The sequence below is a fragment of the Ensifer soli genome, assembly GCF_041928815.1.
In the GTDB taxonomy this organism is placed as follows: domain Bacteria; phylum Pseudomonadota; class Alphaproteobacteria; order Rhizobiales; family Rhizobiaceae; genus JBHFEI01.
Window position 1 is genome coordinate 87252 of the sequence record NZ_JBHFEI010000001.1, and the last position, 17050, is coordinate 104301.

Here is a 17050-nt window from a genome sequence, read left to right on the forward strand (position 1 = left end):
AACTCCACGCAACCGGACTTTCGGGCGGACGGCGAACGCAGCGCCCCTGACGGCTAGAAGAATGATGCGTTAACCTTGATGATTGGTTAAGCCGGAATCGCGGATCCTCGCGATCCGGCGCCCCTTAGATGATCACATGCGAGCCGAGCTCGACGACGCGGTTGGTCGGCAGGCGGAAATAGTCGGACGGATCGGTCGCCGCGTTGGCGAGCGCGATGAACAGCCGGTCCTGCCAGTGCGGCATGCCGGACTGCGCGTCCGGCACCAGCTTGCGCCGGCCGAGATAGAAGGAGGTCGACATGATGTCGAACTTCACCCCGGACTTGCGGAACAGCCCGAGCGCCTGCGACACGTTCTGCGTCTCCATGAAGCCGAACTTGATCTCGAGCAGGCCGAAGCGCTCCGACAGCGGCTTCATCGAGACGCGGTTCTCCTTCGGCACGCGCGGCATGTTGACGGTGCGGATCGTCAGGATGAAGTTCTGCGCGTGCAGGACGTGATTGTGCTTGATGTTGTGCAGGAGGGCCGCCGGCGTCGATTTCGGGTCGGCCGTCAGGAAGATCGCGGTGCCGGGCACGGAGACCGGCGCATGTTCGCTCTTCCGCTCGATCGACTTGACGAAGGAGGCGAGCGGGATGTCGGTGTGGCGGGTCTTCTCGTGCAGGATCGCCGTGCCGCGCCGCCAGGTCCACATGACGACGACGATGGCGGCGGCGATCAGCACGGGCACGTAGCCGCCGTCGTGGATCTTGAACAGGTTGGCCGCCAGGAAGAACAGTTCGAGCAGGAAGAGCGGCGCCAGCACCGCCGCGGCGAGCGGCGTCGACAGGCCCCAGCGCCGGCGCAGGAAGGTGAAGGCGAGGATGGTGGTCACCACCATCGCGCCGGTGACCGAGATGCCGTAGGCCGTCGCGAGCGATTCGGACGAGCCGAAGACGAAGACGAGCACCATGACGCCGAACATCAGCATGGTGTTGACGTTCGGCAGGTAGATCTGCCCGGTCTGCGTCTCGGAGGTGTGGAAGATCGCCATGCGCGGCAGGAAGCCGAGATGGATCGCCTGGCTCGTCAGCGAGAAGGCGCCGGTGATCACCGCCTGGCTGGCGATCACGGTGGCGCAGGTGGCGAGCAGCACGGCCGGCAGCAGCGCCCATTCCGGGAACATCAGGAAGAACGGATCGGAGACCGCCTCTGGATGCTTCAGCACCAGTGCGCCCTGGCCGAGATAGTTGAGCGCCAGCGACGGGAAGACCAGCGAGAACCAGGCGAGCTGGATCGGCTTGCGGCCGAAATGGCCGAGATCGGCGTAGAGCGCCTCGGCGCCGGTGACCGTCAGGAACACCGCGCCGAGCACGATGAGGCCGAGCAGCCCCTCGCCCAGCATGAAGTGCACCGCGTTCAGCGGGTTCAGCGCCTGAAGGATCGTCAGGTCGTCGCCGATATGCATCAGGCCGGCGGCGCCGATGACGAGGAACCAGAGCGCGGTGACCGGCCCGAAAAGATAGGAGACGGCGCCGGTGCCCTTCGACTGCACGGCGAAGATCAGCAGCAGCAGCACCACGGCGATCGGCACGACGTAGTCGTTCAGCGCCGGCGTCACCAGCTTGAGGCCCTCGACCGCCGAGAGCACGGAGAGCGCCGGGGTGATCATCGCGTCGCCGATGAACAGCGAGGCGCCGATGACGCCGAGGAAGAACAGCACCGACATGTGCCGCCCGCCAGCCGACTTCATCAGCAGCGCCAGGAGGGACAGCGTGCCGCCCTCGCCGTGATTGTCGGCGCGCAGAAGAAAGAGCACATACTTGAAGGTGACGATGATCGTCAGCGTCCAGATCATCAGCGAGATCAGCCCGATCACCTCCTCGGGCAGCAGCCCGTCGCGCGCGATCGGACGCAGCGCCTCGCGGAAGGCATAGAGCGGGCTCGTGCCGATATCGCCATAGACGACGCCGACGGAACCGAGCGCCAGCGCCAGCAGGCGCCGCGTGTTCCTCGTTTCGGAGGGGATTTCATCGACCGGCGGGGTCATCATGGGCGACAACAGGCTTTGCTAGAGCCAGCCTTTCCAGCGGAAAAACACGTAAGGGATGGCGGCGGAGACGACCATCGCAGCGATCGCCAGCGGATAGCCGTAGGTCCACTGCAATTCCGGCATGTGGGCGAAGTTCATGCCGTAGGCGGAGGCGACCAGCGTCGGCGGCAGGAAGACGACGGAGGCGATCGAGAAAATCTTGATGATCGTGTTCTGTTCGATGTTGATCAGGCCGAGCGAGGCGTCGAGCAGGAAGGTGATGTTGCCGGAGATGAACGAGGCATGCTCGGAGAGCGACTGGATGTCGCGCGAGATCGAGCGGCAGAGCTCGCGGGTCTCCCTGTCGTCCCTTGCGGGCGGCAGGGCATAGAGAAAGGTCATCAGCCGCGACAGGGAGGCAAGGCTGTCGCGCGTCATCGCCACGAGCCGGTGATGGCCTGCGACCGTCAGGAGCCGCGATTCGAGATAGCGCGGCGGCCGGCGCTTGCCGGCGGCGCCCTCGCCGAAAACCTGCAGCGACAGCGCGTCGACCCGGCCGACGAGCTGCTCGAGGATTTCGGCCGTCCGGTCGACGATGGTCTCCATCAGCCGGGTCAAGAGCACGAGGCCGGACGGGCAGCCGCCGGGAATGCGGTGCATGGCGCCGATGAAGAGCGAGAAGGCCTTCGGCGCCGCATAGCGCACGGTGACCAGCCGCCCGCCGGCGAGGATGAAGCCGACATCGGTCAGGTGCGGCACCTCGCTGTCGGCCTTCGCCACCAGCGACGCGGTCATGAACGTCGCACCCTCCTCCACATAGAGGCGGCTCGACGGTTCGATGTCCTTGAGCTCGTCGCGCGTCGGGATCGAGATCCCGAGAAGGCGCTCCATCATCCGGTCCTCGTCATGGGTCGGCTCGACCATGTCGATCCAGACGACGGCGTCGGTGAGCGCGTCGGCGGCCGCGCCGATGTCCAGCGAAAGGCAGCGCCCGTCCGCACAGTAGAAGCGCATCATGCCGAGGGGCCTGCCGGCCGGACGCATGCGCCATCGGCCACCCCTGCGGGGCATCCAATCTGAACGTTCATTCGAAGGTTTCCGTCGGCATACGCGTGACGCCGCATGTTCCGTGCCGCATCCGGGGAAGGCAAAAGCCCGGCCTGCGCCCGCCGCGCGGACGCGCGCAGGCATATGGGGCAGAGGCCGGCGAAAATCAATCACCAATTCACGGACGGGCGGCTCGGGGGCCGCGCCGGCCGCTACTCGAAGACGATCGCGGGCGCCCGGCGCCCGGAGACGGACACCTGCGCCGAGACCGCCGCAGCGATCTGCCGGTAAATCCGCGCCGAGGCGCCGTCCGGATCGGAGACGACGACCGGCGTGCCGGCATCCGAGGTCTCGCGGATGGCCATTTCCAGCGGCACCTCGCCGAGGAAGGGCACGCCGATGCGCAAGGCCTCCGCGCGCGCGCCGCCATGGCCGAAGATGTCGTAGCGCCGGCCCGTGTCGGGCGCGATGAAATAGCTCATGTTCTCGACGATGCCGAGCACCGGCACCTCGACCTTGCGGAACATCGCCAGCCCCTTGCGCGCATCGATCAGCGCCAGGTCCTGGGGCGTCGAGACGATGACGGCGCCGGCGAGCGGCACCTGCTGGGCCATGGTGAGCTGCGCGTCGCCGGTGCCAGGCGGCATGTCGACCACCAGCAGGTCGAGATCGCCCCAGGCGACCTCGCGCAGCATCTGCAGGAGCGCCGACTGGATCATCGGTCCGCGCCAGATCATCGCGGTTTCCGGATCGACGAGGAAACCCATCGACATCGCCTTGATGCCGTAGCGCTCCATCGGCCGGATCAGCTTGCCGCCGATCTGCTCGGGCCGGCCGGACAGGCCGAGCAGCCTCGGCATGGACGGCCCGTAGATATCGGCGTCGAGGATGCCGACCTTCAGTCCGTTGGCCGCAAGGGCGAGCGCCAGGTTGACCGAGGTGGTCGACTTGCCGACCCCGCCCTTGCCGGAGGCGACGGCGATGATGGCGCCGACGCCCGGAATGCCGGCCTTCTGCGCCGCCGTCGGCGTTCTCGGGGCCGGTGCCGCGGCGCGGGGCGGCGGCGGGGCGGCGGCGCCGGCCTTGCGCTCGGCCGTCAGCGCGGCCATCACGCCGCGGATGCCGGGGATATCGCGCACCACGCGCTCGGCGGCGGCGCGCAGCGGATCGAGGTCGCCGGCGCGTTCGGCCGGAACCGTGATCGAGAAATAGGCCTTGCCGTCGGCGATGAAGACATCGGAGACGAGGCCGAGATCAACGATGTTTCCGTCGAGATCCGGCCCGCGAACCGTCCTCAGCCGCTCCAGAACCTGTTCCCGGGTGATGTCCGCCATGATGCCCTCATTCGCTGTCCGGGCAACCCTGCGCCCGGCTTCCAGCCCGGCCTTCTAGATAGTCGAGGCGGCGGCGGAGTCCAATGTCGAAAGCGACATCGGCGGCGGCGATCGTGACGCATGTAAAAAGGCTGCCGCCGGCGACCATGTCCGTACATCCGGGATCATGGTCGTCCTGCGACAGCCTTTTCTCGCGACCTTCTGGGGCGCCGTTCGTTGTCGGTCCCCTCTGGACCTGACAACAACGATGCAGGAAGCGTGCCAGACCGGAAATCCACGAGCATCCGCCGGGAGAGGCCGTCCGTACACGTCGTGCGACGATTCCGAGGGCCGACGTCAGCCCATAAAACAGGCAGGATTGAAAGGATGGCACCCAAAAAAGGCAGGCGCCGTCCCGCTCTCAGGAAATCAGGCCGCGCTTCAGCGCTTTGACGACGGCTTGGGTCCGGTTCACGGCGTCGAGCTTCTTCGCGACGTGATTGAGGTAATGATTGACCGTATGCTCCGACAGTCCGAGGATGCTGGCGATTTCCGCGCTGGTCTTGCCGGCGGCGGTCCAGCTCAGGCACTGCACCTCGCGCTCTGAAAGCGCGGCCGAACCCGTCTTCCACACCGCCTGGATCGCCGACAGGCGATTGTAGACATGGATGGAGATCATCTGGAGTTCCATGGTGGCGAGCATCGGCACGAGCGCGGCCGGACCGAACCAGATCACCGCCGCGCGGCTGCCATCCGGGCCGTGCACCGGGAAATAGCTCGCCTGGAACACGCCGTTTTCCTTGAGCAGCGCGATATAGTCGGCAAAACCCTCCGCGCGCGCGCTTTCCCGCTCCCAGGTCTCCAGCGTCAGGGCAAAGGGCGTCGTCGTCTCGCGCAGGCGCCGTATGCCGCTGCTGAACTCCACCAGCGACAGGCTGTCGTAGCGGGCCATGATGTCGGCGGGCAGGCTGGATAGGATCGAGCTCGGCGCCAGCCGCACCGCTTCGGGTGCCGGGACGGCACAGATGAGGAAGGAGCGGAATCCGAAGAGTTCGGTGACCTTGCGCATGTAGCGCAGGATATCGAACTGCGTCTCGAGGGACGCGATTTCCGTCTCGAAGTCGCCACCACGGGGTTCGGACATCTTGGCTGTGCCCGGCTTCATGAGATCGGAAACATGCAATAGGTCCCAGCCTCCGCTTTCGTTTTCAGGTCCGGTTCGACTAGACGATCAGGCCGGCGCGAATCGCCTTTGCCACGGTCTGCACCCGGTTAACCGAATCAAGCTTGCGCGTCGCTCGATTGAGGTAGTGGTTGACCGTATATTCCGACAAAGCCATGATTCTCGCCATTTCCGCCGTCGTTTTCCCGGCCGCCGCCCATTGGAGGCATTCGAGCTCCCGGCGCGACAGGCCGGTCCGTCTCCGTCCGCGCTGAACCAGCATTTCGCGAAGACGATTGAAGAGAACGCCCGAGACGAGGTTAAGTTCCCACATTTCCGTTGCGCTCACAACCGGGCGGTCGCCGCCGAAGGCGACGGCACCGCGCTGCCCGTGCGTGTCATGCACCGGAACATAGAGGCAGCGTTGCAGCCTCAGACCGCCGAAAAGCTCCGTCAGCGCCGAACCGCGCCGGTCCGGCCGGGTTTCCTGCACGAAGGGAATGGTACTGCTGCGCAGCCGCTCGACCACCGGGCTGCCGGACAGGAGGCCGGCCTCGTCGAAGCGCCGCACCGCCTCCGCGGGCCAGTTGGTCATCAGCGAGACGTCGGCGAGCCTGAGGCAGCCCTCCTCGGGCATCATCATCACCATGAAGCCGCGAAAACCGTAGCTGCGGCAGAGATCCTCGAAACGCCTGTGGATGTCCCGCTCGTCCTCGATCTCCGCGACCGCAAGCCCGCCGCCCAGCGCCTCGTCGGCCGAGATCGTCGGAGAAGAAAGATCCGTCATCGTCCCATCAACCGTTCCCGCTTGCCCCAGCGCCTGGCGGCGCCTGCGACCATCGTCGCCCTTGTCTGCCCATCGATCACTGTCCACACTAGCGTCCCCCTCCGCCTGCGTCCAGCGGAGAGACGTCATCCGGACCGAACCGGCGACAGGAGGACGGCGGCGGCGGCGCCGATGCGCGCGGCAACCTCGCGGACCAGCGGTCCCCAGAGATCGAGATCGCCGGCGGAGACGCGGTAGGCCGGCGCCGTCACCGAGATCGCGGCACAATGTGTCGCGGTGCGCACCGGCGCGGCGAGGCAGAGGATGCCCGCTTCGTGCTCCTGCCGGTCATGGGCGAGACCGTCGCGGCGGGCGGCGGCGACCTCTGCCATCAGCGCCGCCGCGTCCGGGCAGGTGTTCGGCGTGAAGCGCCGATAGTCCAGTCCGCGCGCGATCGCGGCGACCGTCGCGTCGGGCAAAAGCGACAGCGCCGCCTTGCCGATCCCCGTGCAATAAAGGGGCGAGGCCTTGCCGATCTCGGAGGTCATGCGCACGCTCTGCCGGCCGTCGACCTTGTCGATATAGACGATGACGTCGTCCTGCATCACGCCGAGATGCACCGTTTCCCCCGTTCGGTCGGCGAGTTCGCGCAGATACGGCGTGGCGACCCGGCGCAGGTCGTTGCGCGACCAGGCGCGATGGGCAAACCGCATCAGCCGCAGGCCGGGCTCGTAATGCAGGTCGTCGCGAAGCTCCAGCATGCCTTCGGCAACGAGATGGCTGAGGTGCCGGTGCAGCGTGCCGCGCGGCAGGCCGGCGCGGGCGAGAATGTCGGTGAAGCGCAGCGGCGTCTCGGCGCACGCCACCAGCTCGAGCAGACCGAGCACCCTGCCGATCGTGCCCGTCTCGACGGGACGGGGGTCGGTCGCACTCTCGTCGCGGGCCTTGTCTTTCGTCACTGCCGTCTCTCTCGCGCTGCCGCTTGACTTTTAGCAGCGGAGGCGCGCATATTCCACATAATAAAAGTCTGTTCCATCATATGGAACAAATTTCGATCCGCAGGGCGAGGAGCGACATCCCATGACGACGGCGGCGGGCCGGTTTCCGGAGCTGGCGGATCGCGGCGTGCTGATCACCGGCGGCGCGAGCGGCATCGGCGCGGCCCTCGTCGAAGGGTTCGCGCGCGAAGGCGCCCGCGTCGCCTTCATCGACATCGCCGACACGGAGGGCACGGATCTCGTCGAGGCGCTTCGGTGCGAGGTCCGGCATGCGCCGCTGTTCCTGAAGGCCGACCTTGCCGAGCCGGACCAGATCCGCGCCGCGGTCCGCTCGGCGGAGGAGGCCCACGGCCCCGTCCGCGTCCTGATCAACAATGCCGCGCGCGACGACCGGCAGGATGCCGACGAGGTGACGCCGGAGGTCTGGGACGAAAGCCTGGCGGTCAATCTCCGCCAGGTCTTCCTGACGGCGCAGGCGGTCGTGCCCGGCATGCGCGCGTCAGGCGGCGGCGCGATCGTCAATTTCTCCTCGATCGCCTTCCTCCTCAACATGGGCGAGCTTCCGGCCTACGCGACCGCCAAGGCCGGCATCATCGGCCTGACGAAATCGCTCGCCGGCCGCTACGGCCCGGACAATATCCGCGTGAACGCCCTCTTGCCGGGCATGGTGGTGACGGAGCGGCAGAAGCGGCTGTGGATCACCGACGAGACGATCGCCGCGATGATCGAGCGGCAATGCCTGAAGCGGGCGCTCGGGCCTAAGGACATGCTCGGCCCCTGCCTCTACCTCGCCTCGGATCTTTCCGCCGGCATGACGGCGCAGACGATGATCGTTGACGGGGGCAACCGCTGATGGGTGACCCCCGCTATGTCGCCCTCGACTGGGGCACGTCGAGCTTCCGCCTCTGGCTTGTCGGACGCGATGGCGCGGTGCTCGCCGAGCGGCGCAGCGGCGAAGGCATGACGCAGGCGGCGAAGGCCGGCTTCGCCGCCGTACTTGACGGCCATCTGTCGGCGCTCGGCGTCGCCGATGCCGTTCCCGTCCTCGCCTGCGGCATGGTCGGCGCGCGGCAGGGCTGGGTCGAGGCCGGCTATCTCGACACGCCGGCGCCGCTCGGCGCGATCGCGACGGCGGCCGTCCGCGTCCCCGGCACGGCGCGCGACATCCGCGTCCTGCCCGGCCTCGCCCAGCGCGACCGCGACCGCCCCGACGTGATGCGCGGCGAGGAGACGCAGCTGATGGGTGCGCTCGTCCGCCTCGGGCCGGGACGGCACCGTGTCTGCATGCCGGGGACCCATTCGAAATGGGTGCGGCTTGACGGCGACATCGCCAGCGGATTTTCGACCTTCATGACCGGCGAGCTCTTCGACGTCCTGTCCCGGCAGACGATCCTGGCCCATTCGGTCGGCGACGGCGGACGCGTCGCGGCGGACCATCCGGCCTTCCTCGATGCGGTCGAACAGGTGCGCACGGCCCCCGCCGAGGCAACGAACCATCTCTTTTCGATCCGGGCCGGGCAATTGCTGCACGGGACGGAACCGCTCGCCGGCCGGGCGAGGCTGTCAGGCACGCTGATCGGCCTCGAGATCGCCGCAGCACTCCGGGATGACGGCGACGCGGTCTGCCTCGTCGCCTCCGGTCCGCTCGCCGCCCTCTACCGGGCCGCGCTCGCCGTCTTCTCGGTGACCCCCGTGGATATCGACGCCGACGACGCCGTCCGCCATGGACTGGCGATGGCGGCCGACCTGCTCTGGCCTCAAGGACCGACGCCGTGACCCGCATTCCCTTTCCGCCGATGACACGCCCGCTGATCGCCATCCTGCGCGGCATCCGACACGACGAGACCGAGGCGATCATCGCGACGCTCGTCGAGGCCGGGCTGACGGCGATCGAGATCCCGCTGAACTCGCCCGATCCGTTCCGCTCCATCGAGATCGCGGCGCGCACCGCCCCGGACGGCGTGCTGATCGGCGCCGGCACCGTGCTGACGGAGACGCAGGTCGACGCGCTGGAGCGCGCCGGCGGCCGGCTGATGGTCAGCCCCAATGTGGAGCCGGCCGTGATTGCCCGCGCGGCGGCGAAGGGCATGGTGACCATGCCCGGCGTCTTCACGCCGACGGAGGCGCTGGCGGCGGCGGCCGCGGGCGCGACGGGCCTCAAATTCTTCCCCGCGAGCGTGCTCGGGCCCGCGGGGATCACCGCGATCCGCGCCGTGCTGCCGAAGGACCTCGAGATCGCTGCGGTCGGCGGCGTGTCGGAGAAGAATTTCGCCGACTATGCCAGCGCCGGCATCCGCGCCTTCGGCCTCGGCTCGAGCCTCTACAAACCGGGCATGGACGCCGCCGAGATCGGCCGGCGCGCCCGCGCCACGCTCACCGCCTACGACGCCGCCTATGGAGTGACGCCATGACCGACATCCAGCCCTTTTCCGGAACCCTCCTCTGCGAGGCCAATTCCATCCTCGGCGAAGGCCCGACCTACGACGAGACCACCGGCATCGTCTGGTGGGTGAACATCAAGGGCCGAGAGTTGCACGAACTGCACCTTAAAAGCGGCCGCAAGTCGGTGCACGCCCTGCCGTTCATGGCAAGCGTGATCGCGCGCATCGATCCCGAGCGGCAGTTGCTCGCGACCGACGCCGGCCTCTATCTCCGGCAGACGGAGACCGGCGACCTCTCCTTCCTGTCGAAGGTCGAAGACGCTCCGGCCAACCGGTCGAATGACGGACGGGTGCATCCCTCCGGCAGCCTCTGGCTCGGCACGATGGGCAAGGGCGCCGAGAGCGGCGCCGGTGCGATCTACCACATCGCTCAGGGGCGTGTGACGAAGCTTTACGGCAACATCACCGTGCCGAACGCCATCTGCTTCTCGCCCGACGGAGCGACCGCCTATTTCGCCGACAGCGACGTCAACCACCTGATGCGCGTTGACCTCGACCCGGCGACGGGCCTTCCGACCGGCGATGCGACGGTCTTGAGCGACGAGACCGGCAGTGACGGCGTGCTCGACGGTTCGGTCTGCGATGCCGACGGACTGATCTGGAACGCCCGCTGGGGCGGCTGGAGCGTCGACGTCTACAAGCCGGACGGCAGCAAGGTCGCACGCCATGCCATTCCGACCGGCCAGCCGAGTTGCCCGGCCTTCATCGGCCCGGACGCCGCGCGCCTGCTCGTCACCTCGGCCTGGCAGGACATGGACGACGCGACCCGCGCAAAGGACGTCAATGCCGGCCGCACCTTCGACCTCGGCATCGCGGTCAGGGGGCGATTCGAGCCCGTCTATAAGCTCTGAGTGAAAGATTGGGTCTGGCGAAGAGCGCGCGAAAAAGTCATACAATTGCGCCGGCCGAATTCTCGAGACGACGGGAGTGCTCCGATGGGAGATGAAAAGAAGAAGGAACTGCGCAGCCGGCACTGGTACGGCGGCACGGACAAGGATGGCTTCATCCACCGTTCCTGGATGAAGAACCAGGGCTTTCCCGACCATGCCTTCGACGGCCGGCCGATCATCGGCATCTGCAACACCTGGTCGGAACTCGCCCCCTGCAACAGCCACCTGCGCATCCTCGCGGAAGGCGTCAAGCGCGGCGTCTGGGAGGCCGGCGGCTTCCCGGTCGAGTTCCCCGTCTCTTCGCTCGGCGAGACGCAGATGCGCCCGACGGCGATGCTGTTCCGCAATCTTCTCGCGATGGATGTCGAGGAGGCGATCCGCGCCTATGGCATCGACGGCGTCGTGCTGCTCGGCGGCTGCGACAAGACCACGCCCGGCCAGCTGATGGGCGCGGCATCGGTCGACCTGCCGACCATCGTCGTCTCCTCCGGGCCGATGCTGAACGGCAAGTGGAAGGGCAAGGACATCGGTTCCGGCACGGATGTGTGGAAGTTTTCCGAGGACGTGCGCGCCGGCAAGATGAGCCTTCAGGAATTCATGGCGGCCGAAAGCGGCATGTCGCGCTCGCCCGGCGTCTGCATGACCATGGGCACGGCGACGACGATGGCCTCGGTCGTCGAGGCGATGGGCCTGTCGCTGCCGATGAATGCGGCGCTGCCCGCCGTCGACGCGCGCCGCATGGCGCTCTCCCACATGACCGGCAAGCGCATCGTCGAGATGGTGCACGAGGACCTGCGCCTGTCGAAGATCCTGACGAAGAAGAATTTCGAGAACGGCATCATCGCCAACGCCGCCGTCGGCGGCTCGACCAATGCCGTCGTTCATCTTCTGGCGATCGCGGGGCGTGCCGGGGTCGACCTGACGCTCGACGATTTCGACCGGGTCGGCGGCGAGGTGCCCTGCATCGTCAACTGCATGCCGTCCGGCAAATACCTGATCGAGGACCTCGCCTATGCCGGCGGCCTGCCGGCGGTGATGAACCGCGTCCAGCATTTGCTGCATGGCGATGCGCCGACCGTCTATGGCTGTCCGATATCGGATTACTACACGGATGCGGAGGTCTATAACGACGACGTCATCCGTCCGCTCGACAATCCCTTGCGCGAACGTGCCGGCATCCGCGTGCTGCGCGGCAATCTCTCGCCGAACGGCGCCGTCATCAAGCCGTCGGCGGCGAGCGAGCACCTGCTGTCGCACGAGGGGCCGGCCTATGTCTTCGAGACGATCGAGGACATGAAGGCGAAGATCGACGATCCCGATTTGCCGGTGACGGAGGACACGATCCTCGTGCTGAAGGGATGCGGTCCGAAGGGCTATCCCGGCATGGCCGAGGTCGGCAACATGCCGATTCCGCGCCGCCTCGTCGAAAAGGGCGTGCGCGACATGGTGCGCATTTCCGATGCCCGCATGTCCGGCACCGCCTTCGGCACGGTGGTGCTGCATGTCAGCCCCGAGGCCAATGCCGGCGGGCCGCTCGCCGTGGTGAAGACCGGCGACCGCATCCGCCTCGACGCCATGGCGGGGAAGCTCGACCTTCTGATCAGCGAGGAAGAATTGCAGTCGCGCCTTGCCGCCTGGCAGGCACCGGAGCGCAAATGGACGCGCGGCTACTACAAGCTCTACCACGACACCGTGCTGCAGGCGGACAAGGGGGCTGATCTCGATTTCCTCGTCGGAGCGAGCGGCAGCGAGGTCCACCGCGAAAGCCACTGACGCGGGTCGGCGGCTATGCTGCGCCTGGGATCCCGGCCTCGGAAGGCCGGGATCGGAGATAGCGGTTGGAACAGCATAATTTCCTCAATGAGGGCAAAAGGCGGGAAAGCGAATCTTTTCCGCCGCCGTTTGTTCCGCGCCGACAACCGGATTTTTTTCTGGAACCAGATCCGCTCCTTCACGTTTTCGGGACATCACCGGTGCAGCAGAGAACCCGATCGCTGCCTGCGCCATGATCCAAGAGGAAACGAAAGGTAGGTACGCTATGACCCAGAAAACCGTTGCTTCCATCGCGGCAGGCGCTCTTCTTGCCGGTGTTGCCGCATTCGCGCCGCTGAGCTTCGCCCAGGACGCCACCCAGCCGCAGACGACCCAGCCCCAGACCATGGAAACCGCGCCGGCGACCGGCATGGAGACCGCTCCCGCCACCGGCATGGACAGCGCCGCCGACGGTACGGTCGTCGCGCCGAACGCCGAGACGACGGCCCAGGCGACGCAGCCGGCCGAAGGCACGGGCTTCCTGACCGAACAGTCGGCCGAGCAGGTCGTCGCCTCGAACTATATCGGCCAGTCCGTCTACAATGCGGCTGACGAAAGCATTGGCCAGATCAACGACCTCGTGCTGGCGAAGGATGGTCAGATCGCTGCGGCGATCGTCGGTGTCGGCGGCTTCCTCGGCATCGGCGAGAAGAACGTCGCCGTGCCGTTCGACAGCATCACCGTGTCCGAGAACCCGGACAACGGCTCTCTCAAGCTGACCTCGGCCGAGACCGCCGAAGGCCTGAAGGCGGCCCCGACCTTCATGACCCGGGCCCAGGTCCTGGCGCAGCAGGACGCCACTTCGGTCGACACGGCGCCGACCGCCTCGACCACGGCCCCGGCCGAACAGCCGGCGACGGGCATGGGCGCGCAGCCCGCACCGGCTGAATAAGGCTTACACCCCTTCCAGCGCGAGGATGGCCCGTCCATCCTCGCAGGGACGGAGAGCGGCGGTGCGCGAGCACCGCCGTTTCCGTGTTCAGTACTCAACGCGCAGATGAAATGACGCCTCAGGCGGAGGCGGCCACGGGGGCGAGATCCTGGTAGCGCTCGGTGATCGCCCGCAGCGTCGCCCGCTGGTCGATCGGCTTGCCGTAGAAATAGCCCTGACCCAGACCGCAGCCGAGCGCCTTCAGCTTGAGTGCCTGGGCGAAATCCTCGATCCCTTCCGCCACGACCTCCAGCCCAAGCCCCTCGCACATGGCGATGATCGCCTTGATGATGTGCTCCGAGACGCGGTCGCTGGAAATGCGCGATACGAAGGCCCGATCGATCTTCACCTTGTCGAAGGAGAAATCCCTGAGGCGGCCGAGGCTCGACTGGCCGGTGCCGAAATCATCGAGGGCAATGCGCACGCCCTCCGAGCGAAGCTCGGCGACGATCGTATGCGCCACCTCGGTGTCGGTCATCACGGCGGTCTCGGTGATCTCCAGTTCGAGGCGGGCGGGCGACAGGCCGACCGACCGGATGATCGACAGGATGTTGCCGGCCGTCGATGGATCGGTGAGCTGGGCGGAGGAAAGGTTGAAGGAGAGGAAAAGCTCCCGCGGCCAGTCCATCGCCGCCTCGGCCGCCTTGCGCAGCAGCATGTCGGAGAGCTTGTCGATAAAGCCGCGCTCCTCTGCGATCGGCACGAAGACGTCGGGGGAGACATAGCCGAGATCGGCGTCGCACCAGCGCGCCAGCGCCTCGAAGCCGACGACGACGTCGCTGCGCAGGTCGACGATCGGCTGGAAATGCACGTCGACCCCGCCCGCCATGATCGCATTGCGCAAGGCCTGTTCGAGCTGCGTCGCGCGCTTCATCTCCTGGGCGATTTCCGAGGAATAGACGGTGATCTGGCCCCGGCCGCGCCGCTTCGATCGGTAGAGCGCCGTATCGGCGCTCTTCATCAGGTCGGCGAAGGCCGCGCCCGCGAAAGGATGGATGGCGAAGCCGAAGGAGGCGGAGAGGCGCACGCTGCGCTCGCCGAGATCGAAGGGCGCGGCGAGCACGTCCTTCAGCCGCTGGCCGACGCGCTCGGCCCCCTTGCGCTCGAAGACGAGCGGCAGGAGAAAGGCGAATTCGTCGCCGCCGATGCGCATCACGGCGGCGCCGTCCGGAACGCAGGTCGCGAGCCTCTGCGCCACCTGGCAGATGATCTCGTCGCCCGCAGCCGGGCCGAACAGGTCGTTGATCGGCTTGAACCCGTCGATATTGGCAAGGCCGACGGCGAAGGGCGCGGGATCGGCGGCGCGCTCGGTGACGATCGTCTGTACTGCCTCGCGCAGGCGTTCCTCGTTGCCGAGCCCGGTCAGCCGGTCGATCGAGGAGGGCGCCGGCGCCTCCTCGGCCGGGCGGCGCGGATCGGTGGCCGGCACGGCGCTCATGATGCCTTCCTCGCCGCAGCGCGCGTGGCCGGCGGAACGGTCAAGACGGTCGGCGACCCCTGTCTCTCGTTCTGGCCTTGCGGCATTCCCGGTCTCCAGATCAGCTTTCGCGACGTGTAAAGGCCGCGCCTCCACCCGCGGACGATGCGCGCGGAATATGAAGAATGCCTTAACCACCCACCCCCACAATCTTGCGGCGGGGTGCCGCTTCGGGCCTGCGACGCGCCTTACCGCGGGAGGAGGAAAATCGCGGGATCATCCGTCTCCGGCAAAGGATGGGCAGGCGCTCTCAGTGCTGCTGCCGGCGGGCGGCCTTGCCGGGGACGAAGCGATGGTAGACGTCCTCGATCATGTCGGGGCTGATCGGCTTCATGATATGGCCGTCCATGCCAGCGGCGCGGTAGCGTTCCTCGTCGAGGTCGAGCGCCTGGGCGAGCACGGCGACGATCGGCGTGCGGGGCCCGTGCCCCGCCTCCGCCCGGCGGATGACGAGCGCGGCATCGGGGCCGCTCAGCACCGGCATGGCCACGTCCATCAGCACCAGTTCCGGGCGGTGCGCCTGCCAGAGCTCGACCGCCTCGGCGCCGTTGGCGGCGATGCGGAAGGAGAGTCCGAGGCCCTCGAGGATCTGGGAGAAGACGAACTGGTTGATCTGGTTGTCCTCCGCCACGAGCACGTCGATCCGCTCGGCCTGGGGGATCTCGTCCGCCGGCAGCCCATGCCAGTCCGGCAGCACCGCCTCCGCCGGCTCCGCCCCGGCAACGAGCGCCCGGTGCATGTCGTCCTCGAGCCGCGCCGGATCGCAGGCCGGATCGAAGGCGACCGCGGTGACGTCGCGATGCAGGCCGACGGCGCGCAGGCTTTCCGGCGCGGTCCGGTCGACCAGAAGCAGGTCGATGCCGATGCCGACCTCGGCTGCGAGCGCGAAGAAGTCGCGCTGCTCGGCAAGGCTGCGCACCGCGCAGGCCTCGAACCCCCAGCCGGAAAGGAGCGGCAGGATAAAGGCCTCGGTCGCCGCGTCGGCGGTGTGCACGAGGACGCGGCCGCGCGAGGGCGAGGGTGCGAGCATCGATGCCGCACCGGCGATCGCCTGCACCTCCGTGCCGCGAAAGGGATCGTAGCAGTTCTGCCCCGGTTCGAAGGCGTCGTAATGGACGATCCGGAGCCCGTCGGCCGGAGTGTCGTCTGCGGCGGGCACCTCGCCGGCGGAGGCGATGTCGGAGACGTCGTTCATGCAGGTGACGATGAAGTACTTCCCCGGCACGCCGATGCGGAACTTGCGCGTGACCACCCAGAGATCCTCGCCGTCGGCCCTGACGATCTGTTCCGGCAGGCTGAACGGAGCACCGGTCTCGAGCACGACCCGGTCCGAGCGCTCGAACTTCTCCGCCAGTTCCGGCTCGACCACGTCCCAGACCGAGCGACCGATGAAGGCCTCCGGCGAAAGGCCGTGCAGGGCGCAGAAGGCGCGGTTGACCGCGACGTAGCTGAGGTTGCGGTCCTTGACGCAGACCGGATTGGGCAGGTTGTCGAGGATGCTCTCGGTCAGCGCCACGCGTTCGAGATCGGCCTGGAACAGTTCCTCGCGCTTCTTCGATTCGGTGACATCCCTGATCGCCATCAGGCCGTAGCCGCTGGAGAGGCGGCGCTTGGTGATGGCGATCCAGCGCTGCCGCGCCAGCCGCTCGACGGTTTCGTGGCGCTCGCGCCAGTGCAGCGAGAGATGATCCGAAATCCATTCGTCCCGGTTCGATCGCCGCCGGCTCGCCTCGGGTACCGTGCCGGCGCGCAGGCCGCAATCATAGACGGCGCCGAGGAAATCCTTGAGCCGCGTGCCCGGCTGGAGCACGTGGACCGGCACCGGAAAGAACTGAAGGATCTGGCGACTGATGAAGATGATCTCGTCGTGGCGGTCGCAGACGACGAGAACAGCACCAAGGGCCTCGCCCAGCACCTCGAGAAGCACCTTCTGGATGTTCGCGCCCGCTGACGCTACATCATTCATCACGCACGTCCCCACGATCCGCAGCCGTGCCGCCGCCCGACACCGGCGGCAATGCCGGCCGTCAATGGCCGACCCCGAGCCGCCTTCACAATTCGCACGGATCGATTAACGGCCGATTAACGCCCCTTCGGCATCCCTTTGCGACTCCCGCATATGTTGTAGTCTCTTGTTCTTCCTGATACATCCGGGCGATCGGGGATAGTGATGCGGACCGGCTTCCGCCGGCCGGGCGAATC

At 67.4% G+C, this 17050-nt stretch carries 14 protein-coding genes; 6 read left to right on the forward strand and 8 right to left on the reverse strand.

The features are described 5' to 3' along the window. Positions 1–124: 124 nt before the first annotated feature. The 6 genes from ACEVQ6_RS00345 to ACEVQ6_RS00370 form a co-directional block, all read right to left on the reverse strand. On the reverse strand, positions 125–2029 hold the full coding sequence (locus tag ACEVQ6_RS00345) for a potassium transporter Kup (RefSeq protein ID WP_374887343.1): 1905 nt from the start codon (positions 2027–2029) through the stop codon (positions 125–127). 21 nt (positions 2030–2050) lie between these two features. Beyond that, entirely contained in the window at positions 2051–3028 is a 978-nt protein-coding gene (locus tag ACEVQ6_RS00350; RefSeq protein ID WP_374886898.1) for a magnesium transporter CorA family protein, read from the reverse strand. A 242-nt stretch (positions 3029–3270) separates the two neighbouring features. Continuing rightward, the gene (gene apbC / locus ACEVQ6_RS00355) at positions 3271–4392 is read right to left on the reverse strand and encodes an iron-sulfur cluster carrier protein ApbC (protein WP_374886899.1); all 1122 of its coding nucleotides are present in this window, start codon (positions 4390–4392) and stop codon (positions 3271–3273) included. A gap of 400 nt (positions 4393–4792) precedes the next feature. Then, positions 4793–5536, reverse strand: coding sequence for a helix-turn-helix transcriptional regulator (locus ACEVQ6_RS00360; RefSeq protein WP_374886900.1), 744 nt, complete (start codon positions 5534–5536; stop codon positions 4793–4795). A gap of 58 nt (positions 5537–5594) precedes the next feature. Further along, a complete protein-coding gene (locus tag ACEVQ6_RS00365; RefSeq protein WP_374886901.1) occupies positions 5595–6320 on the reverse strand; it encodes a helix-turn-helix transcriptional regulator in 726 nt (241 codons plus the stop codon). 125 nt (positions 6321–6445) lie between these two features. Continuing rightward, complete coding sequence (locus ACEVQ6_RS00370; protein WP_374886902.1) at positions 6446–7258, reverse strand: IclR family transcriptional regulator; 813 nt, start codon at positions 7256–7258, stop codon at positions 6446–6448. Between the two features lie 121 nt (positions 7259–7379). Between ACEVQ6_RS00370 and ACEVQ6_RS00375 the strand changes: the two genes are divergently transcribed. The 6 genes from ACEVQ6_RS00375 to ACEVQ6_RS00400 all read left to right on the forward strand — a co-directional run bounded on the left by ACEVQ6_RS00375 (position 7380) and on the right by ACEVQ6_RS00400 (position 13332). Then, complete coding sequence (locus ACEVQ6_RS00375) at positions 7380–8150, forward strand: SDR family NAD(P)-dependent oxidoreductase (protein WP_374886903.1); 771 nt, start codon at positions 7380–7382, stop codon at positions 8148–8150. Beyond that, the gene (locus ACEVQ6_RS00380; RefSeq protein ID WP_374886904.1) at positions 8150–9073 is read left to right on the forward strand and encodes a 2-dehydro-3-deoxygalactonokinase; all 924 of its coding nucleotides are present in this window, start codon (positions 8150–8152) and stop codon (positions 9071–9073) included. The genes ACEVQ6_RS00375 and ACEVQ6_RS00380 overlap by 1 nt, the downstream gene beginning before the upstream one ends. Beyond that, the gene (locus tag ACEVQ6_RS00385; protein ID WP_374886905.1) at positions 9070–9708 is read left to right on the forward strand and encodes a 2-dehydro-3-deoxy-6-phosphogalactonate aldolase; all 639 of its coding nucleotides are present in this window, start codon (positions 9070–9072) and stop codon (positions 9706–9708) included. Before ACEVQ6_RS00380 ends, ACEVQ6_RS00385 begins: the two co-directional genes overlap by 4 nt. Continuing rightward, positions 9705–10589 carry an SMP-30/gluconolactonase/LRE family protein gene (locus ACEVQ6_RS00390; protein ID WP_374886906.1) on the forward strand — a complete coding sequence of 295 codons (885 nt, stop codon included), beginning with the start codon at positions 9705–9707 and terminating at the stop codon, positions 10587–10589. Before ACEVQ6_RS00385 ends, ACEVQ6_RS00390 begins: the two co-directional genes overlap by 4 nt. Before the next feature lie 84 nt (positions 10590–10673). Continuing rightward, positions 10674–12401, forward strand: a complete 1728-nt coding sequence (locus ACEVQ6_RS00395; protein WP_374886907.1) for an IlvD/Edd family dehydratase — start codon at positions 10674–10676, stop codon at positions 12399–12401. A 265-nt stretch (positions 12402–12666) separates the two neighbouring features. Continuing rightward, complete coding sequence (locus tag ACEVQ6_RS00400; RefSeq protein WP_374886908.1) at positions 12667–13332, forward strand: PRC-barrel domain-containing protein; 666 nt, start codon at positions 12667–12669, stop codon at positions 13330–13332. 118 nt (positions 13333–13450) lie between these two features. Here the strand turns inward: ACEVQ6_RS00400 and ACEVQ6_RS00405 are convergent, their stop codons facing one another. Both ACEVQ6_RS00405 and ACEVQ6_RS00410 read right to left on the reverse strand, forming a co-directional pair. Then, the gene (locus ACEVQ6_RS00405) at positions 13451–14809 is read right to left on the reverse strand and encodes a putative bifunctional diguanylate cyclase/phosphodiesterase (protein WP_374886909.1); all 1359 of its coding nucleotides are present in this window, start codon (positions 14807–14809) and stop codon (positions 13451–13453) included. Positions 14810–15098: 289 nt separating this feature from the next. Continuing rightward, positions 15099–16814 carry a PAS domain-containing protein gene (locus tag ACEVQ6_RS00410; protein ID WP_374886910.1) on the reverse strand — a complete coding sequence of 572 codons (1716 nt, stop codon included), beginning with the start codon at positions 16812–16814 and terminating at the stop codon, positions 15099–15101. Positions 16815–17050 lie beyond the last annotated feature (236 nt).